The organism is Mycobacterium kyorinense, from assembly GCF_001672775.1.
GTDB lineage: Bacteria > Actinomycetota > Actinomycetes > Mycobacteriales > Mycobacteriaceae > Mycobacterium > Mycobacterium kyorinense_A.
The window spans coordinates 20,311-41,210 of sequence record NZ_LZKJ01000147.1; the positions used below are offsets into that span (position 1 = coordinate 20,311).

Annotated in this window: 21 protein-coding genes; 11 read left to right on the top strand and 10 right to left on the bottom strand. The window is 66.6% G+C overall.

The features are described 5' to 3' along the window. Positions 1 to 285 precede the first annotated feature (285 nt). Positions 286 to 888, top strand: a complete 603-nt coding sequence (locus A5707_RS16640; RefSeq protein WP_065015582.1) for a type II toxin-antitoxin system PemK/MazF family toxin — start codon at positions 286 to 288, stop codon at positions 886 to 888. Between the two features lie 15 nt (positions 889 to 903). Here the strand turns inward: A5707_RS16640 and A5707_RS16645 are convergent, their stop codons facing one another. Beyond that, positions 904 to 1,332, bottom strand: coding sequence for a CBS domain-containing protein (locus A5707_RS16645; protein WP_065015583.1), 429 nt, complete (start codon positions 1,330 to 1,332; stop codon positions 904 to 906). A 255-nt stretch (positions 1,333 to 1,587) separates the two neighbouring features. On the opposite strand from A5707_RS16645, the gene A5707_RS16650 reads away from it, so the two are divergent. Then, positions 1,588 to 2,430: a ribonuclease Z gene (locus A5707_RS16650; protein WP_065015567.1), complete on the top strand. Its 843-nt coding sequence runs from the start codon at positions 1,588 to 1,590 to the stop codon at positions 2,428 to 2,430. Between the two features lie 244 nt (positions 2,431 to 2,674). Continuing rightward, a complete protein-coding gene (rpsT, locus tag A5707_RS16655; protein WP_065015568.1) occupies positions 2,675 to 2,935 on the top strand; it encodes a 30S ribosomal protein S20 in 261 nt (86 codons plus the stop codon). Positions 2,936 to 2,960: 25 nt separating this feature from the next. On the opposite strand, the gene holA is transcribed toward rpsT, so the two are convergent. From holA to A5707_RS16670, 3 genes are read right to left on the bottom strand one after another with little or no spacing between them, the layout of a single operon-like run. Beyond that, a complete protein-coding gene (gene holA, locus A5707_RS16660; RefSeq protein ID WP_156658058.1) occupies positions 2,961 to 3,953 on the bottom strand; it encodes a DNA polymerase III subunit delta in 993 nt (330 codons plus the stop codon). 8 nt (positions 3,954 to 3,961) lie between these two features. Next, complete coding sequence (locus A5707_RS16665; protein ID WP_065015585.1) at positions 3,962 to 5,476, bottom strand: ComEC/Rec2 family competence protein; 1,515 nt, start codon at positions 5,474 to 5,476, stop codon at positions 3,962 to 3,964. Positions 5,477 to 5,525: 49 nt separating this feature from the next. Then, positions 5,526 to 6,353, bottom strand: coding sequence for a ComEA family DNA-binding protein (locus A5707_RS16670; RefSeq protein ID WP_065015586.1), 828 nt, complete (start codon positions 6,351 to 6,353; stop codon positions 5,526 to 5,528). A gap of 137 nt (positions 6,354 to 6,490) precedes the next feature. On the opposite strand from A5707_RS16670, the gene A5707_RS16675 reads away from it, so the two are divergent. The 5 genes from A5707_RS16675 (at position 6,491) to A5707_RS16695 (ending at position 11,166) form a co-directional block, all read left to right on the top strand. Further along, the gene (locus tag A5707_RS16675) at positions 6,491 to 7,264 is read left to right on the top strand and encodes an SDR family NAD(P)-dependent oxidoreductase (protein WP_065015569.1); all 774 of its coding nucleotides are present in this window, start codon (positions 6,491 to 6,493) and stop codon (positions 7,262 to 7,264) included. 140 nt (positions 7,265 to 7,404) lie between these two features. Continuing rightward, a complete protein-coding gene (locus A5707_RS16680) occupies positions 7,405 to 8,391 on the top strand; it encodes an NAD-dependent epimerase/dehydratase family protein (protein WP_065015570.1) in 987 nt (328 codons plus the stop codon). Positions 8,392 to 8,481: 90 nt separating this feature from the next. Beyond that, the gene (locus A5707_RS16685) at positions 8,482 to 9,642 is read left to right on the top strand and encodes an acyl-CoA dehydrogenase family protein (protein WP_065015587.1); all 1,161 of its coding nucleotides are present in this window, start codon (positions 8,482 to 8,484) and stop codon (positions 9,640 to 9,642) included. Between the two features lie 7 nt (positions 9,643 to 9,649). Further along, a complete protein-coding gene (locus tag A5707_RS16690) occupies positions 9,650 to 10,741 on the top strand; it encodes an acyl-CoA dehydrogenase family protein (RefSeq protein ID WP_065015571.1) in 1,092 nt (363 codons plus the stop codon). 2 nt (positions 10,742 to 10,743) lie between these two features. After that, positions 10,744 to 11,166, top strand: coding sequence for a PPOX class F420-dependent oxidoreductase (locus A5707_RS16695; RefSeq protein ID WP_065015572.1), 423 nt, complete (start codon positions 10,744 to 10,746; stop codon positions 11,164 to 11,166). 75 nt (positions 11,167 to 11,241) lie between these two features. Here A5707_RS16695 and A5707_RS16700 read toward each other — a convergent pair whose 3' ends face one another. Then, complete coding sequence (locus tag A5707_RS16700) at positions 11,242 to 12,459, bottom strand: enhanced intracellular survival protein Eis (protein ID WP_269455155.1); 1,218 nt, start codon at positions 12,457 to 12,459, stop codon at positions 11,242 to 11,244. A gap of 78 nt (positions 12,460 to 12,537) precedes the next feature. Between A5707_RS16700 and A5707_RS16705 the strand changes: the two genes are divergently transcribed. The 3 genes from A5707_RS16705 (at position 12,538) to A5707_RS16715 (ending at position 17,172) form a co-directional block, all read left to right on the top strand. Next, positions 12,538 to 13,581: a dihydrodipicolinate reductase gene (locus tag A5707_RS16705; protein WP_065015573.1), complete on the top strand. Its 1,044-nt coding sequence runs from the start codon at positions 12,538 to 12,540 to the stop codon at positions 13,579 to 13,581. A 280-nt stretch (positions 13,582 to 13,861) separates the two neighbouring features. Beyond that, a complete protein-coding gene (locus tag A5707_RS16710; protein ID WP_065015574.1) occupies positions 13,862 to 14,281 on the top strand; it encodes an MmpS family transport accessory protein in 420 nt (139 codons plus the stop codon). Further along, positions 14,278 to 17,172, top strand: coding sequence for an RND family transporter (locus A5707_RS16715; protein ID WP_065015575.1), 2,895 nt, complete (start codon positions 14,278 to 14,280; stop codon positions 17,170 to 17,172). Before A5707_RS16710 ends, A5707_RS16715 begins: the two co-directional genes overlap by 4 nt. A 53-nt stretch (positions 17,173 to 17,225) precedes the next feature. On the opposite strand, the gene A5707_RS16720 is transcribed toward A5707_RS16715, so the two are convergent. Genes A5707_RS16720 through nadD form a run of 5 tightly spaced genes read right to left on the bottom strand, consistent with a single transcriptional unit; the run spans position 17,226 to position 20,471 of the window. Continuing rightward, positions 17,226 to 18,059, bottom strand: coding sequence for a DegV family protein (locus A5707_RS16720; RefSeq protein ID WP_065015576.1), 834 nt, complete (start codon positions 18,057 to 18,059; stop codon positions 17,226 to 17,228). Positions 18,060 to 18,063: 4 nt separating this feature from the next. Further along, positions 18,064 to 18,873, bottom strand: a complete 810-nt coding sequence (octT, locus tag A5707_RS16725; protein ID WP_065015577.1) for a diglucosylglycerate octanoyltransferase — start codon at positions 18,871 to 18,873, stop codon at positions 18,064 to 18,066. After that, positions 18,863 to 19,513 carry a glucosyl-3-phosphoglycerate phosphatase gene (gene gpgP, locus A5707_RS16730; RefSeq protein WP_065015578.1) on the bottom strand — a complete coding sequence of 217 codons (651 nt, stop codon included), beginning with the start codon at positions 19,511 to 19,513 and terminating at the stop codon, positions 18,863 to 18,865. Before gpgP ends, octT begins: the two co-directional genes overlap by 11 nt. Beyond that, the gene (gene rsfS / locus A5707_RS16735) at positions 19,510 to 19,878 is read right to left on the bottom strand and encodes a ribosome silencing factor (RefSeq protein ID WP_065015579.1); all 369 of its coding nucleotides are present in this window, start codon (positions 19,876 to 19,878) and stop codon (positions 19,510 to 19,512) included. The genes gpgP and rsfS overlap by 4 nt, the downstream gene beginning before the upstream one ends. Beyond that, on the bottom strand, positions 19,875 to 20,471 hold the full coding sequence (nadD, locus tag A5707_RS16740; RefSeq protein WP_065015580.1) for a nicotinate-nucleotide adenylyltransferase: 597 nt from the start codon (positions 20,469 to 20,471) through the stop codon (positions 19,875 to 19,877). The genes rsfS and nadD overlap by 4 nt, the downstream gene beginning before the upstream one ends. Positions 20,472 to 20,900: the final 429 nt, after the last annotated feature.

A 20,900-nucleotide genomic window follows, 5' to 3' on the forward strand; every position in this document is an offset into this window, starting at 1 on the left:
CGAGCAACCCACTTCACTGCCTCACCACAACAGATGAGGCCAACCCTTGATGCACAAAAGTTTGGTTACCAACCGCGCATGAGCCTAATAGCCAGCTGAGAGGAATATCGAAGATTCGTGAGAAAAACCGCGCGGGACCTCAACCGTCGGCTCGCAGGCCGCGTGAGGCCAGTTTGTTGGACGCACGTCCAATTTCGTCGCACATACCTGCTGAATTCTGCGGTAGTGACGGCCTCGCTGTTTCGGCGGTGCGATCAGTCGGGTCGCTCTCGCTATGCTGCGAAGATGGCGTCCCCACGCAAGCCACAGTGGAAGACGTTGCAGCGCTTCGCGGAGAACCTGGTGTTCAACGAGGCACCGAAGTTCATCCGTCAGCTGCAGAATTCGCCGACGATGCAGCGCGGCATTCAGCAGGGCCTCAGGATCGGCATGGAGGTCTTCGCCGGCGGCACGTCATCGCCACCGGCCGAGATCACCGCCGGGCGCCCGGTGACCAGCAACAGCGCCCCGACCGCGCACCGGGCCCGCAAGCTGGTCTACGCCCCCGATCTCGACGGGCGGGCCGATCCCGGCGAAATCGTGTGGACCTGGGTCGTCTACGAGGACGACCCCAGCCGCGGCAAGGACCGCCCCGTGCTGGTGGTGGGCCGCGACCGTCGCACCTTGCTCGGGCTGATGATGTCCAGCCAGCAGCGGCACGCCGCTGACCCCGACTGGGTCGGCATCGGCAGTGGCAGCTGGGACGACGAGGGCCGGGAAAGCTGGGTCCGACTGGACCGGGTGCTCGACGTGCCCGAAGAAGGAATCCGTCGCGAGGGCGCCATTTTGCAGCGCGAGACTTTCGATGTGGTGGCCGCCCGGTTGCGGGCCGAGTATTCGTGGAGCTGACGCCCGCCGAGCCGGTTAGCCCTGGGTGATGTAGGAGTGCAGCTGCGCCTGCTCGGCCTCGAGTTCTTCCATCCGCGTCTTCACGACGTCACCGATACTGACGATCCCGATCAGCTCCCCGTTTTCCAGCACCGGCACGTGCCGCACCCGGTTTTCGGTCATCAGCACGCTGATGCTGTCCACGGTGTCGGCCTTGCCGCAGGTGGCGACGACGGCCGTCATGATTTTCGAGACCGGCCGAGAAAGTACGGAAGCGCCATGAGTGTGCAGCTGGCGCACGACGTCGCGCTCGGAAACGATGCCGGCGACGCCGTCCGGCCCGACCACCACCATCGCGCCGATATTGTGCCTGGCCAGCCCGGCAAGCAGTTCGGTCACCGGCGCGTCGGGGTTGACGGTTACCACCGCCGCGCCTTTGTTCCGCAACACGTCTGCAATCCGCATCGAGGCCTCCCGCGTTGTGATCCGGTTCACACCAGGCTACGGACATCTTCGTCGGCGCGAAAGCGACCGGCGAAAATCGCCGCCCGGACCGGCCGGGACCACGGTGCCTAGCGCGGCGATGCTCGCGCGGTGCAGCCGAAACGCCCGTCTGCGTGATGAGACACCGGATGCCCGACGACATCCGAAACTTCAAGCCGCACAAGCTAATCGTCCAATACGAGGCGAGCGCCCAGAATGTGTGACATACCTGACGCCATGATCGAGATCACGCTGCTGGGTACCGGAAGCCCTATCCCCGACCCCAACCGAGCCGGACCGGCCACCTTGGTGCGAGCCGGCGGACAATTGTTTTTGACCGACTGCGGGCGCGGAGTGCTGCAGCGGGCAGCGGCCATCGGCGTGGGCGCCAACGCGCTGTCGGCGTTGCTGCTCACCCATCTGCACAGCGACCACATCGCCGATTTGGGCGACGTCCTGATCACCCGCTGGGTCAGCACATTCGGACCCGAGCCAGCGCCGCTGCCGATCATCGGGCCGCCGGGCACCGCAGAGGTCGTCGATGCCACCCTGAAAGCGTTCGGCCACGACATCGGTTACCGGATCGCTCACCACGCCGACCTGACGGCGCCCCCGCCGGTCGAGGTGCACGAGCACACCGAGGGGCCGGTGTGGGACCACGACGGTGTCACGATCCGGGTGGCTCCCACCGATCACCGGCCGGTGACACCCACCATCGGCTTTCGGATCGAATTCGACGGCGCGTCGGTCGTGCTGGCCGGCGATACCGTGCCCTGTGAAAGCCTCGACCGTCTGAGCTCTGGCGCTAATGCCTTGGTGCACACCGTGATTCGCGAAGACCTCATCAGGCAGCTGCCGCAGCAGCGCATCAAGGACATCTGCGACTACCACTCCTCGGTCGAGCAGGCCGCCGCCACCGCCAAGCGCGCCGGGGTGTCCACTCTGGTGCTGACGCACTACGTGCCGGCGATCGGGCCCGGGCAAGAAGACCAATGGCGGGCGCTGGCCGCAACGGAGTTCGACGGACGGATCGAGCTCGGCGACGACCTGCACCGCATCGAGGTCGGGCCGGGTAGCTGACGGCAGGGCGCGACCGGTGCGGCCCCCGTCCGTCGCACCCGTTTCCGCAGCTCAGCGCTGATGATCTAGCCGGGAGTAGCAGCGAGATCGTCGTGAGTGAGCCGTCGGGCCAGTAGCGTGGTCGCCGAGTGCTGGGCTCGACTTTGGGAGAGCGGCCCATCGGCTGATAACCTGGTCATTCGCTGCCCAGCTGCCCGGCACCTGGAGCCTGAACCCCCATCGAGATCGACGAAGGAACTAACGCGTGGCCAACATCAAGTCGCAGCAGAAGCGCAACCGCACCAATGAGCGCCGCCGGCTGCGCAACAAATCGGTGAAGTCGTCGCTTCGCACGGCTGTCCGCGCGTTTCGCGAGGCCACCGAGGCCGGCGAGAAGGACAAGGCTGCCGAACTGCTGGTGGCCACCAACCGCAAGCTGGACAAGGCGGCCAGCAAGGGCGTCATCCACAAGAACCAGGCCGCCAACAAGAAGTCAGCGCTGGCCCGCGCCTTCAACAAGCTCTGAGCTACCGGTCGCTAACGCGGCACCACTATCCGGCTCGTCCTCGTAACCGACCCACCCGGGCGGAACCGCCCGCATCGTCACCGGCGGCTAATTCGGCAACCTTCCGCACCGCGGCTTCCAGCGCGTAGTCCGCGTCGGCAGCCGCCCCCTTGACATCGGCGTTCAGGGCGGCAACCAGTCTCATCGCCGTCGCCACCATGTCGCGTGACCAACGCCGAGCCTGTTTCTGCGCCTTCTGCACTCGCCAGGGCGGCATCCCGAGCTCGCCGGCCAGCCGGTAGGGATCACCGGACTGAGACCCCACCCGCCCGATGCTGTGCACGGCCTCAGCCAACGCATCGGCCAGCACCACGTGCGGCTCCCCGCGCATCATCGCCCACCGCAGGGCCTCAACGGCACCTTCGACGTCGCCGATCACCGCCTTGTCGGCGATGTCGAAGCCTTTCACCTCGGCTTTGCCGCTGTGATAGCGACGCACCGCGGCGGCATCGACGCGGCCCGCGGTATCGGCCACCAATTGTGAACAGGCCGAGGCAAGTTCACGTACATCAGATCCGACGGCGTCAAGCAGCGCGGTCACCGTGTCCTGGTCGACTTTGGCCCGCAGCGAGCGAAATTCGTTGCGGACAAAATCCGCGCGCTCACCAGCCTTGGTGATCCGCGCGCACGGGTGCACCTGAGCGCCCAACGCCTGCAGCTGAGTGGCCAACGCCTTCGCCCGCCCGCCACCGGAGTGCACGACGACGAGCACCGTGCCCGGCGGAATGTCCCCTGCGGCGGCGGCAATCAATTCAGCGGCGTCCTTGCCCGCCTCAGCGGCAGCTTCGAGGACCACGACCCGCTCGTCGGCGAACAGCGACGGGCTCAGCAGTTCGGCAAGCTCGTAAGTGTCGACTTCGCCGGCCCGCAGCCGGTTCACTGGCACGTCGTCGGTGCCGGCCCGCTGCCGCGCGGCGCGCAGCACCTCGCCGACGGCGCGCTCGACCAGCAGTTCCTCGTCACCCAGTACGAGGTGCAACGCCTGGCTCACCACTCGATCGTGTCACGTCCGGCCGACAGCAACCTCGTCGGCACCACGCCCGACAGCGACCACGCCAGCAGGCCCACGGCACCGACCGCGGCCGCCACCCGAAACCATCGCCAGCGCCACAGCACCACGGCCAGCACCGCGACGGCGCCGACGAACACGACACCCCGGACCCCGGACGGGACCGGCACACTGGCGGCCGGCACCGCGGCCGCCCAGCGCGCGATATGCAATACCCACCACAACTCTGGGCCGGTGAACCGGATCAGCAGCTGTGCGCCGGCCGGCCAGAACAAGCCCAGCGCGGCCGCGGCGCTGCCCATCACGGTGATCGGTGCGATCAGCGCCGCCACCGCGAGATTGGCGATCGCAGACACCAGGCTGACCTGGCCGGAGATCCCGGCGACCAGTGGCGCGGTCACCAGCTGCGCCGCGCATGCCACACAGATCGCGTCGGCCAGCGGTTTCGGCCACCCGGCCGATACCAGCCGCCGTGACCAGACCGGCGCAATGACCACCAGCGCCGCCGTGGCGACCACCGACAGCGCGAAACCAACGTCGACCGCGAGCTGCGGAGCGGCGACCATCAACACCAGCACGGTGGCCGACAGCGCCGGGATCGCCTGGCGCCGCCGGGCCGACAACACCCCCGCCAGCGCGATGGCGCCCATCACCGCGGCTCGCAACACGCTGGCCGTGGGCTGCACCACCACGACGAACACCACCAGCGCGCACGCTGCAAACACCACCGCTGCCCGCGGCCCGACCAGCCGTGCCGAGAACAGCACCGCGCCGCACACGATCGTCACATTCGCCCCGGACACCGCCATGAGATGCGTCAACCCGGCCACCCGGAACTCTCGGCTGGTGACCGCAGTGATCTGCGAGGTGTCGCCGAGCACCAGTGCGGGCAACATCGCCGCCTGGTCGGCCGGCAAGACTCGACGCGCTGTGCCGGCAAACTGAGCGCGCACGGCATGCGCAGCCCGGTACACCGGCGCGGCACGCCCCATGGTCGGTTCGCCGATCGCGTTGAGCACCGCCACCGTCAGGTCATGACGGGTGGGACGGGTGATCCGCGCCCGAAACTGCGCCGGCTGGCCCACCATCACGTCCCCAAACGCATGTGCGGGCGCGAAAACGACTACCCGCCCGGATATCTCGTCGGGCCCGACGCGTTGCAGCGTGGCGCGGAACATCAGCCGGCCGCGGCCCACCGGCAGCGCGCTTTCGCTGGGTGTGACCGTCACTTTCGCGGCCGTTCCGAACGCCGTCGTGATCGGGTGGCGCGCGGCTGCCTCGGCGCGTAACGCGACCGCGAACCCGAAGCCCGCACCGACGACCCCCACCGCGGCCAGGCTGACGCCGATGGTCCGCAGGCCCACCCTGCGCAGCAGCAGCGCCCCGGCGGCGGCCGCGACAATGCATAGTGCGGCAAGGACATTGCCGATCGGCCAGACGATCCCGATGGCGGTGACCAGCCACCCGGCCAGTGCAGCGGGCACCAGACGCACGTCCAGCCGCGCGGCCGGCACATCGGCGACCAACGGATGCGACAGGGCGCTAGACACGGACCAGCGCGCGCAGCTTGTCCAGCCGCGCGGGCCCGATACCGTCGACCTCGGCGAGTTGGTCGACGCTGCTGAACTTGCCGTTGGCCTCACGCCAGGCCACGATCGCCGCGGCGGTCACCGGTCCGATGCCTGGCAGGGTGTCGAGTTGTTGGACTGTCGCGGTGTTCAGATCGATCACGTCCGTGGGCTTGGCCGGTGTCGTTCCGGATGGCTTACCCGGTGCGACGGGCGTTGCCGGGGCCGCCGAACCGGAATTGACCGAGCTGCCCAACGCGGTCGGCTGGCCCCGTGGCGGGGCGATGCCGACGACGATCTGCTCACCGTCGCCGACCTGTCGCGCCATGTTCAGCCCGATGGTGTCCGCGCCGTCCATCGCGCCGCCCGCCGCCTTCAGCGCGTCCGCGATCCGTGCGCCGGGCGCCAAGGTGACCAGACCGGGCGTGTGCACGAGCCCGACCACGCTGACGATCACCGGTTGGGCCGGCCCCGCCGACGCGGTGGCGCTCGGGCTGCGGCTCGACACCATCTCCACCGGTGGCAGCTTGGCCGACACCACCGGCGCCGGCTGGTCGCGCACCAACGTGAATACGGTGACCAGTACCGCGATCGCGGCCACCACTGCCAGGGCGATGGCGCCGGCACGTCCGGGATCGGCGCGGACCCGGGCCAACACACCGGCGTTGTGTGCCGTGCTGTCCGGAAGCCAGCGCGGCAGCAAGGAATTGGGGTCGTCGTCGCCCTCGGCCGCGTCGACATCGGTGTCGGGTCGGGCACCGAGTCGCCGCTGCAGCCGCTCGGCAGGCGGTTCTGTTCGCATGCGCCGACGGTAGGTGCGCCGACCGTCGCCGCGGCGCCGTCGCACCGGTGCCGGAGAGCCGCTGTGGAGTAAGCCGAAACTGTGTACAACCGTCGCCGGAAGGTTTGGCGATCGAGCATGCGGGTAGCCGGGCGACTATGGGTTTGGCTCTGATCACCGGCGCGTCGAGTGGAATCGGCCTCGAGATCGCCAAGCAGTTCGCCGAGCACGGTTATGACCTCGTGGTCGCCGCCGAAGACGACGGTCTGCACACAGCGGCTGCCACGCTGTCGGGAGCCGGCACCGATGTCCGGGCGGTGCAGGTCGATCTGCGCACACCCGACGGCGTCGAGGAGCTGTATCAGCGGTGTGACGGGCGGCAATTGGATGCCGCCGCGCTCAATGCCGGCGTGGGGCGGGGCGAAAGCTTCCTCAACAGCGACCTGACCGGCAACCTGGCGCTGGTCGATTTGAACGTCCGGTCAACCGTGCACCTGAGCAAATTGATCCTGGCCGACATGGTGCCCCGCGGCGCCGGGAAGCTGTTGTTCACCTCGTCGATTGCGGCGATGATGCCGGGTTCCTACCAGGCGGTCTACAACGCGTCGAAGTCGTTCATCCTGTCGTTCGCCGAGGCGCTCCACGATGAGCTGCGCAACACCGGTGTGTCGGTCACCTCGCTGTTGCCCGGCCCCACCGACACCAACTTCTTCCGCCGTGCCGGGTTGGAGAACACCCGGATGGGTCGCATGCCCAAAGACGATCCGGCCGAGGTGGCCAAGCAAGGTTTCGACGCGCTGATGCGCGGTGAGCGCAAGGTGGTCGCCGAATCGATGACCACTAAGATCATGGGCGTCGCGAACCGGTTTTTGCCCGACTCGATCAAAGCGGCGGCCGACCGTGTGCTCGCCGAACCGCTCGGCCGGCGATGAGGTCAGCGCGTTGACGAGCAAGCTGGACAGAAAGAAGGCCGCAGTCAAGCCGCCGCTTGCCATCGTGGCGTCAGTCGCCGGTGTCAGCGTGGTCGGGATTGTCTGGTGGCGCAAGCGATCCGACCGCCACCGGAGCTGACGTGGGACTCACTGTCGCGGTTACCGGACCTACCGGCGAAATCGGCACCTCGGCGGTGACGGCGCTGGAGCGCGACCCGGCCGTCGACCGCATCATCGGCATGGCGCGCCGACCCTTCGAGCCGTCGTCGCGGGGGTGGACCAAGACGATCTATCTGCAAGGCGACATCCTCGACCGCAACGCGGTGGATGCGTTGGTCGCCGAGGCTGACGTGGTAGTGCATTTGGCGTTCATCATCATGGGGTCCCGCCAGGAAAGTGAACGGGTGAACCTCGAAGGCACCCGCAACGTCTTCGAAGCCTGCGTGGCCGGCGCCGCCGACCAGAGACCGCGCCGCCTGGTGTACAGCTCGTCGGTGGCCGCTTACGGCTATCACGGCGAAAACCCGGTCCCGCTGACCGAAGACGTCCCACCGCGGGGCTCGCCCGAGCACTACTACTCCCAGCAGAAGGCGGCCTGCGAAGCCGCGCTCGAGGAGATCACCGCGGGATCGCCGCTGGAGGTGTACGTTCTGCGGCCCTGCATCGTCGCGGGCCCACAGGCGCACGCGTTGGTCGACGCCATGCCGTGGAATCGCATCCCGTATGCCGGTGCGGCGATCCGACGAATGCCTCTGCTCAAACCTCCGGTCCCCGACCCGGGCAACCCGTTGCAGCTGGTGCATCACGATGACGTCGCCGCCGCGATTGTGCTGGCCGCCACCAGTTCGGCTCCGCCGGGCGCCTACAACATCGCCGGCGACGGGGTGCTGTCGGTCTCCGCGGTGGCCGCGGCGCTCGGCGGCCGACCGGTGCGGGTGCCCGCCGCGGCGGCGACGGCCGCGTCAACGGTGATCGCCCGCTTACCATTCGTTCCCTCGGCCGCGGAATGGCTGCACATCGCCCGCACGTCGGTGGTAATGGCCACCGACAAGGCCAAAACCCAGCTGGGCTGGACGCCCCAGTACACGTCGGCTCAAACACTGCAGGCACTCGCGGAGTCGCTCTGAGAGCCGGCCCCGGGGAAGCCGGGCGCGGCCGAGCGCCACGAGGCAACCCGCTAACGTGCTGGACAGAGTTCCCAACAGATGGAGATACCCGTGCAATTGGCGCTCACAGCGGACGAAGCCGCATTCCGCGACGAGCTTCGCACTTTCTACACCACCCAGATCCCCGCCGAGATCCGGGAGCGGGTCCGCCTGGGATTACCCCCCAGCCGCGATGACCTCGCCACCAGCCACAAGATTCTCAACGATCACGGCCTGGCAGTGCCTAGCTGGCCGGTGGAATGGGGCGGCAAGGACTGGACGCCGGCTCAACACCAGATCTGGCTGGACGAGATGCAGCTGGCCTCGGTGCCCGAGCCGCTGAACTTCAACGCAAAGATGGTCGGGCCGGTGATTGCCGAGTTCGGTTCCCAAGAGACCAAGCAGCGCTTCCTGCCACCAACGGCGGCCCTCGATATTTGGTGGTGTCAAGGGTTTTCCGAGCCGGAAGCCGGCTCGGACTTGGCGTCGCTGCGCACCACCGCGGTGCGCGACGGAGACAGCTACGTGGTCAACGGGCAAAAGACCTGGACCACCCTGGGCCAGTATGCGGACTGGATCTTCTGCCTGGTGCGCACCGACCCGCAGGCCCCTAAGAAGCAGGCCGGGATTTCGTTTCTGCTGATCGAGTTGGACACCCCGGGCATCACGATGCGCCCGATCAAGTTGATCGACGGCGGCCACGAGGTCAACGAGGTGTTCTTCGAGGATGTCCGGGTGCCCGCCGATCAACTCGTCGGCGAAGAGAATCAGGGCTGGACGTACGCGAAGTTCCTGCTGGGCAACGAGCGGACCGGGATCGCGCAGGTCGGCCGCACCAAGGTTCGCCTCGCGGAGGTTAAGCAGCGTGCTACCGAGACCGGTCTGCTCGACGATCCGCTATTCGCGGCTCGCCTCGCCGAAGCCGAAAACGAGGTGCTGACACTGGAACTCACTCAGATGCGGGTGGCGTCGGGCTCGTCGGGTGGTAAGCCCAACCCGGCGTCGTCGGTGCTCAAACTGCGCGGCAGTCAGTTGCAGCAGACCGCGACCGAACTTCTGATGGAGGTAGCCGGGCCCGATGCGCTGCCGTTCGACAGCGACGACGACATCGCCTCGCCCGGGTGGGCGCAACGCAGTGCGCCGCATTACCTGAACTACCGCAAGACGTCGATCTACGGCGGCAGCAACGAGGTGCAGCGCACCATCATCGCGTCCACCATCCTGGGATTGTGAGGTAGTCATGGACTTTCAATTGAGCGACGAGCAGACGCTGCTCCGCGATACCACCCGCGACCTGCTGTCTCGAACCTATGACCCGGAAAGCCGGCTGAAGGTTGTCGGGACCGATCTGGGCTGGAGCCGCGACGTGTGGAATCAGTTGGCCGACACCGGGATTCTGGGGCTAGGTTTCGACCCGAGCGAGTCAGGCCAGATCGAGATCATGGTGGTACTCACCGAAATCGGGCGGCGGCTGGCTCCCGAACCGGTCGTGCACGCCGCGCTGGGACCCGGCGCGATCATCACCGAGGCGGGCACCGACGCCCAAAAACAGGTGCTGGACGACGTCGCGACCGGTGAGAAGCTGCTGGCGTTCGCTCACCTCGAGCCCAGGGGCGGTGCTGCGACGACGGCCGTGCAGCAAGGAAATTCGTGGGTGTTGACCGGGAGCAAGAACCCGGTGCTCGCCGGTGACTGCGCCGACACCCTGGTGGTCAGCGCCGCGTTGCCGGATGGCGGCACCGGATTGTTTCTCGTCGACGCTCAGACCGTCACCCGACGGCCCTACCAGACCTTCGACGGTGCCCGCGGTGCCCAGATCGACCTGGATCAGGCTGCGGGCGAGCCGCTCGGCGATGCGGTCGACGCGTCAGCAGCCATCCAGAATGCAGTCGTCCGTATCCAGTCGGCGTTGTGCGCCGAGGCGGTCGGCGCCATGGAGGAAGCACTTCGGCTGACCACCGACTACCTCAAGACGCGCAAGCAGTTCGGTGTCACCCTGAACACGTTCCAGACGCTGACCCAGCGCGCCGCGGACATGTACGTTTCGCTGGAGATGGCCCGCAGCATGAACTTCTATGCCGCGATGTCGATCGCGGACGGCACCCTCGACCCGTTGATCGCGGCACGGGCGAAATTGCAGATCGGTCGGTCAGGGCGGCACATCGCCCAGGAAGCAATCCAGTTGCACGGCGGGATCGGCATGACCGCCGAGTATCCGGTCGGCCACTATGCGGCCCGGCTCACTGCGATCGACCGCACTCTGGGCTCGGCACAGGACCAATTGCACGTCCTTATCGACCACGTCGGCGACTACGAGGTCGTCACACTGTAGGTATGACCGAACTCTCCGCGGAAGTCCTCGAATTCCTGTCGGCAGGCACCCGCACCGGCATGTTGGGATTCGTCGCATCCGATGGCCGACCGCTGGTGGCTCCGGTGTGGTTCATCGTCGAGGACGGGCAGGTGGTGTTCAACACCGGCCGTAACACTGCTAAAGGCCGTGCCCTGGAACGTGATTCGCGTGTCGTGATCTGCGTGGACGACCCACATCCGCCCTATTCGTTCGTGCAGGTGCAAGGCGTCGCCAGTGTCACCGAGGATGCGGCAGAGCTACTCGACATCGCGACCCGGATCGGCGGGCGCTACATGGGAACGCATCGTGCGATCGAGTTCGGTCGCCGCAACGCCGCTCCCGGCGAGCTGCTGGTGCGGGTGCGGCCCACCAAGGTCGTCGCCGCCTTCAACATCGCCGACTGAGGGTTCTGGGCGCGAGCGTGCGCAGATTGCCGGTCGCAGCGGCGTGTCGGCGTACAAACACGCACCCTCGCAAGTTCAGAAGCTGAAGCCCAACTGGGCGGGGACGTCGCTGACAAAGGCCGCGTCGAGGCGCCGGATCAGCTCAGGGTCGTTGCCGCGCAATCGGTTGGCTGCCGCGAACGCCGGCGCGCGATGCACCCCCAGGTAAAGGCCGCCGAGCACGTCGAGATCCATCTCGATGTCGGCCGGCGCGTCGCTGGCCCGGCAGCGCGCCCGGCCGTCGCGGATGTCCAACGCGAATCGCCCACCGTCGCAGCGGAACCCGTCGAAGACCTCAACCACCGCGGCGAGCTCGCTCTGGTAGCTACGGGCTTCCAGCGCGGTCGGAATGTCCATGATCCGCAACCACAAGTCGTCCTGACGCCCGGTGGTGCGGGCGAGCCGGGTGTCGGTCAGCAGGTAGGGCAACGGGTCATCCGGGTGGGTGGCGGTGGCGACGGACTTCATCAGGTCCAGGCCGAGCAGTGCCCGCCACAAGGCGGCGTGCGCGTCATTGGTCACGGCCCTCAGCTCAGCTACCCGTGCCACTCGCTGATCGTGGTCGTGCACCCGGTATAGGGCATACCCGTCGGGGTGCAGCAGCCCGAACCACGGGGTTCCGCCACGGCGGGCAGCCTCTCGGTCGGCCAGCAGCTCGTCCCATAGCGGTTGCGGGCGCGCCAGGCCGCCAGGTGTCTGCAGCCGCCAGCGCTCGTAAACCGCGGCGAGCTCCTCGCGGTGCTCAGCCGGCCTGACCAGCCGAACGCCACTGGGATCTGGGGCGTCCGCGTGAAAGCCGACCAGGGTGCGGTCGACCGACAGCTCGTGTTTGATCGTGGCCGGGCCGTAGCCGAACCGTCCGTAGATGCTGCCCTCGCTGGCCGTCAGCGCCGCGATCGGATACGCCGAATCAGCGATCCGCTGATGCAATTCGGTGTACATCGCCCGTAACAACCCGCGTCGGCGGTGGGTCGGCGCAACCACGACCAGGCTGACTCCGGCAGTGGGGAGCATCGCTCCCCCCGGCACGGTCAACCGCAGATCGAGATACAGCGACATGCCGACGACGGCCTGCTCCAGCGCCTCGTCACAGATCAGCACAATGCCGTCGCGTGCCAGCAGGCTCCGCCACAGGGTCAACGAGCCGGGATCACCGAATTCACCGAAACCGGTGGCAGCCAACAACGCCATCGCCGGCCAGTCGTCTTCGGTCGCGCTGCGCAGGGTCAGTCCGGGGGCTACAGCGTCGCTCACGAGGTTCGACGGTGCCACAAACCTCGGCTCATCGCACCCGGATATCGTCGTTGACACCTGCCGACACCGAGGAGCGAGATGACAGCACCGCTGCGCGTGATCCAGTGGACCACCGGCAACATCGGTCGACGGTCGCTGCACGCCATCATCGGCCGACCCGACATGGAGTTGGTCGGCGTGTATGCACACGGGCCGGACAAGGTCGGTGTCGACGCCGCCGAACTGTCCGGCTGGCCGCAACCAACCGGGATCAAGGCCACCAACGACGTCGACGCGCTGCTGGCGTTAAAGCCTGACGCCTGTTGCTATAACCCGTTGTGGCCCAACATCGATGAACTTGTGCGCCTGCTGGAGTCAGGCGTGAATGTGTGCTCCACCGCAGCCTGGATCACCGGCGGCAAGCAAACCCCGCAGGACCGGCAACGCATCCTCGACGCCTGTGAACGTGGCGGGTCGACGATCTTCGGCAGCGGCGCACACCCGGGGATGACGAACATGGTCGGCATGGTGCTCAGCGGGTCCTGCGAGCGCGTCGACGAGATCCGCATCACCGAATCGGTCGACTGCTCGACCTACGAATCGGCGGGCACCCAGACAGCGATGGGCTTCTCCCAAGATCCCGATACCCCCGGCCTGGCCGAAAGCGTGCGCCGGGAAAGCGAAGTCTTCGCCGAGGCGGCCGCGATGATGGCCGACGCGATCGGGGCCACGCTGGACAAGATGACGTTCGACGTCAAGTTCACCGCCGCCACCGCGGACACCGATTTGGGCTTCATGAAGATTCCGGCCGGAACGGTCGGCAGCGTCTACGGGTATCACCGCGGCTGGGTCGGCAACAAGAACGTCGTCAGCGTCGGGTTCAACTGGATCATGGGATCGCATGTCACACCGCCGAAACCGCTGGAGCATGGGCATGTCATTCAAGTTTTCGGCCTGCCCAATATGCGCACTGTGATTCATTGTCTGCCGCCGAAGGATTGGACAGAGCCGGGGTTCATGGGTCTGGGGATGATCTACACGGCGATGCCGGTTACCAACGCCGTTCCCGCTGTAGCGGCGGCCAAGCCCGGGATTGTGACGCTGGCCGATTTGCCGCCGGTGACCGGTCGCGCCGCGGTGTAGCGGCGATCGCACGTGCGACGCCGGGCCGCCCAGCCGCGGAGCGGCGAGGGGGACGGAACGCTGCCGTACCGTATCCTCTACGATTCTTAGCCGTGCGAAAGTTCTGCGGTATCGAAGGTCCGAACCGGCGGAACCGAGCACATCTGAGAGCATGTGGATCGCGCCGCGCGCGCAGTCGGACAGCCTGCTGGCGAGCCGCGCCGTGGCGACAGAACTCGTGCGAACGGTCGCTGATCGGTGAGCGGGAGGAGACTCGGTGAGAGCGATTCCAATCGCCAACATGGCCAAACGCGCGTGGATACCCCTTGTCCTGGTGGTCGTACTCACCGTCTCGGGGCTCATCGTGTTGCGGCTGCACCGCATCTTCGGCTCCGAGGACCTCAACGCGGGTGCGGGCGGCGGGATCGAGATCGTGCAGTTCAATCCGAAGGACGTCAAGTACGAGGTCTTCGGCCCCGCCGGGACCACCGCCAACATCAACTACTGGGACGCCGAGGCAAACACCCACCAAATCAATGGCGCACCGGTGCCGTGGTCGTACACGGTCACTACGACGCTGCCCTCGGTCAGCGCCAACATTGTGGCGCAGGGCGACGGCGATCGAATCGGCTGCCGGATCACCGTTGACGGTGTGGTGCGGGAGGAGAAAACGGTCCACGGCGTTAATGCCCAGACGTTCTGCCTGGTGAAGTCCGCATGACCGAAACAACTGACAAGCGTCCCCGTCGACCGGTCATTCCGCACGTCATCCGCCTGTTCGCGGTGCCGATCATCCTGGGCTGGGTGGCGCTGACCGTCGTCGTCAATGTCGCCGTACCCCAACTGGAAGTGGTGGGCGAGGAACACTCGGCACCGATGGCCCCGATGGATGCGCCGTCGATGGTCTCGATGATGCGGCTGGGCCACAACTTCAAGGAATTCGATTCCAACAGCACGATCATGGTCGTCCTGGAAGGCCAGGACAAACTCGGCGACGCCGCGCACCGCTACTACGAAGACATCATGCGGCAACTGTCGCAGGACCATGAGCATGTCCAGCACATCCAGGACTTCTGGAGCGACCGTCTAACGGCAGCGGGTGTGCAGGCCGCCGACGCCAAGAGCGCCTACGTGATGATCAACATCGCCGGCAACCAGGGCACTACGGAGGCCAACGACTCCGTCAACGCCGTGCGTGAGGTGGTGGACAAAACACCCGCGCCACCAGGGGTGAAGGGCTACGTCACCGGCCCGGCGGCACTCAGTGACGACATGCACATCATCGGGAACAAGAGCCTGGCGAAGATCACGCTGTTCACCCTGGGCGCGATCGCGCTCATGCTGTTGCTGGTCTACCGGTCATTCGTCACCACCCTGGTCCAGCTGTTCATGACCTTCGTGGCACTGAGCGCGGCCAGGGGAATTGTTGCGGTGCTGGGCAACGCCAACGCATTCGGGCTGACCACGTTCGCCGCGAATATCCTCACAATGCTGGCGATCGCGGCCGCAACGGATTACGGAATATTCCTCATCGGGCGCTACCAAGAAGCGCACCGGGCCGGCGAAGATCGAGAAGCCGCCTACTACACGACGTTTCGTTCGGTGGCCCCGGTTGTGCTGGGGTCGGGTCTGACCATCGCCGGAGCAACGTATTGCCTCAGCCTGGCTCGGCTGCCCTGGTTCTCCACGATGGGGCCGCCCGTCGCGATCGGCATGCTGGTGGTGGTGGCGGCCGGTCTGACGCTGGGACCGGCGGTTGTCTTCGTGGGGAGCCGGTTCGGTCTTTTCGAATCCAAGCGGCCTGCCAAGAGCAAGCTGTGGCGGAAGGTCGGCACCGCGGTCGTGCGTTGGCCGGCGGCGGTTTTGGCCGCAAGTGGTGTGGTCGTGCTCATCGGCATGGTCGCGCTACCCGGATACTCGACGAGTTACAACGACCGCCACTATCTGCCGGCATCGGCCCCGGCCAACCTCGGGTATGCGGCCGCGGACCGGCACTTCTCGCAGGCCCGGATGAACCCCGACATGTTGATGGTCGAAGCCGATCACGATATGCGCAATACGGCCGACATGCTGGTGTTGGACAAGGTAGCCAGGAACGTCATCCGCACCGTCGGCATCGCGATGATCCAAGACATCACCAGACCGTTGGGTATTCCGATTCAGCACAGCTCCATCGCATTTCAGAACAGCGTGCAGGGCCAGACGCTCATGCAGAACATGGACTACCTCAAAGATCGCCTCAACGACGTCCTGAAGATATCGGATCAGCTCGGAATCACCATCGACTATCTGCAGAAGACGCTAGAGATCCAGACACGACTCAGCGCGGCGACGCACCGCACGAACATCGACACCCATGAACTGACGGAGATCACCGATGAATTGCGGGACAACTTCGCCAATTTCGAGGACATGTGGCGGCCCATCCGCAGCTACTTCTACTGGGAGAAACACTGCTACGACATCCCGATCTGCTTCTCCCTGAAGTCGATATGGGACTCGCTGGACGGCATCGACGAACTCGATGAAAAGTTCCACACCCTCGCTAGCGACTTCGATGACCTCGACGCCGTGACGCGCGAACTGCTCACGGTGCTGCCGCCGCAGATCGAATCGCTGAAAACCACCCGGTCGCTGACGCTGACCTTGCACAGCACCTTCACTGCGATGATCAACCAGCTGGAGGCGTTGAGCGACACCGGCATCGTCATGGGACAAAGCTTCGACGACTCCCGGAACGACGACCTCTTCTACCTGCCCCCAGAGGCGTTCGACAACCCGGACTTCCAAGTCGGGCTCAGGCAGTTCCTGTCGCCGGACGGCAAATCCGCCCGCTTCTTCATCACGCATCAGGGTGATCCGATGAGCCCGGAGGGAATCGAACGGGTCGCCCCGGTACGCACTGCCGCGCAAGAAGCGCTGAAGCAGTCCTCGCTGTCGGAGGCCAAGGTCTACCTCGGCGGTACCGCCGCGACGTTCAAGGACATGCACGACGGCGCGAAATACGACCTGATGATCGCGGTGGTGTCGGCGCTCACGCTGATCTTCATGATCATGTTGCTGATCACTCGAAGCCTGGTCGCTGCGCTGGTGATCGTGGGCACCGCGGGAAGCTCGATCGCGGCGGCCTTCGGACTGTCGGTGCTCATCTGGCAGGACCTCTTCGGCATCCATATCCACTGGATCGTGATGGTGCTGTCCATCATCATCCTGCTGGCCGTCGGATCCGACTACAACCTGCTACTGGTGTCCCGGTTCAAAGAAGAGATCCACGCCGGACTCAAGACTGGGTATATCCGGGCGATGGGCGGCAGCGGCGGCGTGGTGACCGCCGCGGGCCTGGTGTTCGCGTTCACGATGGCAGCGATGCTGGGCAGTGAATTGCGGGTGCTCGGCCAGTTCGGCTCCACCGTCTGCATCGGCCTATTGATGGACACCCTGGTGGTGCGCGCGCTCTTCATGCCGTCGGTCGCCGTCCTGCTCGGACGCTGGTTCTGGTGGCCGCAGATCGTCCATCCCCGCGGCGACAACGCGCGGCGACGGCCTCCCCCGGACCGGCTCAGCGACGATACCGCGCCGCTGGCCGTGCCGGCGCACGGCCCGCCAGCGTAACGCCATTGCGAGAATCGGCAACGAAAGTCGCGGTGACGTTACGCTCGCGAACCCTATTCGCCGACCTCGACGCACACCGCCAGCGCGCCGGCGCCGACGTGCAGCGCCAATACCGGCCCCAGGTCGGTCACGATCGCCGGTTCGCAGGACGGCAGCCGCTCGGCCAGCGCCGCGGCCACCTCGGCGGCGCCGTCGGGGTTGGCGACATGGTGCACGGCGATGGCCGCGGAGTGCTCCCCGACGACCGCGCAGACCCGGTCGATCATGGTCGCCACCGCCTTGCTCGCGGTGCGAACCCGTTGCGCCAGAACCAGTTTGCCCTCGTCGATGCGCAACAGCGGCTTAAGTGACAGCGCGGTGCCCAACCAGGCGGCAGCGCCGCCGATGCGTCCGCTGCGACGCAGGTTGTCCAATCGGTGCACGACGATGAATCCGTGATTGCGGCGCACCGCCGCCGCAGCAGCCCGCGCAACCGCGTCCAAATCGCCGCCGTCGGCGGCGGTTCGGGCCGCGGCCAGCGCGACGAACCCGGTGTTCATCGCGGTGGACCTCGAATCGACAACCCGCACACCGTCACCGAGGTCGGCGGCGGTGGATTCGGCGGCGCCGACGGTTCCAGACAGCGCCGCCGAAAGATGTACCGCTACCACGCCGTCGCCACCGCTGTCAGCAAGGGCTTGCCGGTATGCATCAGACAATTCGGTCGGCGTGGCTGCCGCTGTGGTTGCCCCGCCGTGCAGGTGAATGTCGTCGGGTACCTCGTCCACGCCGTCGCGCAAATCGGCGTCGTCGAACAGAATGTGCAGCGGCACTTGCCGGATCGCCCACTTTTGGCGGACGTCGTCGGGAAGCCGCGCCGACGAATCGGTAACCACTACCACCGCCATGGACTCAGCGCGGCTTCTCGGTATGATTGCGCTCCGCGCCCTGCGTCGGCGCCGCGTCCCCAGCTTCGCGGGGCCCCCCCTGCATCGGCGCCGCGCCTGAAATACCGGCCTCGGCCAACGCTTTGAGCATCAGCTCGGCCACTGCCTGGTGAGACTCGAAATTCCAGTGAATGCCGTCCGGGTTGCCGCGCCCACTCATGATGTGTTCGGCCACGGCGGTTTTCAAGTCGACGAGCGGGATGTGGTGCTGCTGGGCCCATTCGGTGATCGCAGCCGCGGTACCCGCTCGGCCGTGGTGGGCCTTGCCGTACGTCTCGGCGATGTGGACCGACGGCAGTGAAGCCACGATCGGGATACCGGGGCGGTTGAAATCAATTGCGCCGCGGGTCAGTTCGAGATATTCGACGCTGAGGTGCGGTGGCAGCGCGGCCCGTGCCATCGGCGATAGCCGCGGCTGCAGCCAACCGTATCCGTCGCGAACCCAGCGCCGCAGCCACGGCGGGCGGACATAGCGGATGAGCTCGCGCAGCGCGGTCGGCAGCGGCGACGGCAGCGAGTCCATCCCGCCGGTGGCGAAGACGACCGCGCCGGCCCGGGGCAGCGCGGCCCAGGCTCGCGGGTCCTGGGTGGCCGCCCACCAGACGTCGCGACAAGTCCAGCCGATGCGACCGATCAGTTCGATGTCCCAACCGAGTTGCGCTGCAACGATATTAGGCCAGATGCGGGGGTCGTCGGCGGGCAGACCGCCGGTCGGCCCGTAATAGGCCAGCGAATCGGCGAAGACCAGCAATACCGGGCCCGGCTCAGAGGACATCGCCTGCGACCTGTGCCGAAGCGTTCCACACATCAAGGCGCCAGCTGATGGCGTCGTCGCTGGAGTGGCCGGACAGTTGCGTCCAGCTGGCGTTGCCCATCCCGCCCAGCGCCGGCCAGTTGGCAACCGGCAGCCCCAGCAATGCTGCCGTCAGGGCGGCGATCAACCCGCCGTGGGTAACCAGGACCACCGGCCGATCGTCGACGCCCCATTCCGGTTCACCGGAGACCAATTCGGCCACTAGCGGCATGCTGCGCGCGGCGACGTCGACCCTGCTTTCCCCGCCGTGCGGCGCCCAGGACGCGTCTTCGCGCCACGCCAACCTGGCGCCCGGAGCGATCTCGTCGATCTGGGCGTGGGTCATGCCCTGCCAGTCGCCGAGGTGCGTCTCCCGCAATCGATTGTCGGCGCGCAACGGCAGGCCGGTCTGCTGCCCCAGTGCCGTCGCCGTGTCGTAGGCGCGCCGCAGATCCGACGACACGATCAGCAGCGGCTGACGTTTGCCCAACGCCTCAGCCGCGGCGAGCGCCTGAGCGCGGCCGAGCTCACTGAGTTCGGTGTCGAGTTGGCCCTGCATCCGGGTGTCGGCGTTGAACTCGGTTTGCCCGTGGCGCAGCATGACCAACCGACGCACGTTCACGACGTGCTCTCCAGGTCCACGGTGATCACCGGGCAGTCCCGCCACAGCCGGTCCAGTGAGTAGAAGTCACGCTCATCCTGGTGCTGGATGTGCACGACGATGTCGATGTAGTCCAGCAGAGTCCAGCGGCCTTCGCGGGTGCCTTCGCGGCGCGCTGGCTTGTAGCCGGCTCGTCGCATCTTCTCCTCGACCTCGTCGACGATCGCGTTGACCTGTCGTTCGTTGGACGCCGAGGCGATTACGAAGCAGTCGGTAATGACCAGCTGACCGGACACGTCGATGACGACGACGTCGTCGGCGAGCTTCGAGGCGGCTGCGCCGGCGGCGACGGTGGCCATGTCGATGGCTTCTTGGCTGGCGGTCATGGCTGGTCCTGGGGTTTGCGATAGAGCTCGCGTTTGGAGATGTACTGCACCACACCGTCGGGCATCAGGTACCACAGCGGCCGGGACTCCTGGGCGCGCCGACGGCAATCGGTGGACGAGATGGCCAGTGCCGGGATCTCGACCAGGGTCAGCGCGTCGTCGGGCAGCCCGTCAAGGACATCGGCGAGGTGCTCGCGGCCCAGCTCGTAACCGGGTCGGCTGACTCCGACGAACCGCGCCATCGCGAACAGTTCCTCCAAGTCCTGCCAGGACAGGATTGAGGCCAGCGCGTCGGCCCCGGTGATGAAAAACAGGTCGGAATCAGGATTGAGCGTGTGCAGATCCCGCAGGGTGTCCTTGGTGTAGGTCAGCCCCCCGCGGTCGATGTCGACGCGGCTTACCGAGAAGCGTGGGTTGGCCGCGGTAGCGATGACCGTCATCAGGTAGCGGTCTTCGCCGGCGCTGACCTGTCGACCCTTCTGCCAGGGCTGGCCGGTCGGCACGAACACCACTTCGTCGAGGTTGAACCGGTCGGCGACTTCGCTGGCGGCGACCAGGTGACCGTTGTGGATGGGATCGAATGTCCCGCCCATCACTCCCAGTCGCCGCTTTCGCACGATTTGCCAGCTTACTGGAGCCCCACCCTCGCGCGAGCGTGCGTGTTCCCGGTCGACACGCCGAGCGCATACCCGTTTCTGCGCACGCTCGAGAGAGGATGGCGAGCCGGTGCCGGCGGCAAAGCCAGCGCACTGGGCCGACCCGGAAATTGCTGGGCGTTGCAGGCGACCATCGATGAGGCAGGCAGCCTGACTATCCCCGCGACAGCGCATGACCAGGATCCACGTGCTTATTGCCGCGACGCGAGCGTGCGCAGAAACGGCGTTCGCCCCGGCGTGTCGACCGGGGACACATTGCTCCTATGTCAAGCGGCTGCGTGAAGGTCGGGTTGGCGGGTTTGGTGGTCGGCGTGTAGGCGACGAAAGACGTTGCGGGCGAGGTGGCGTTTGAGGCAGCGCAGGGCC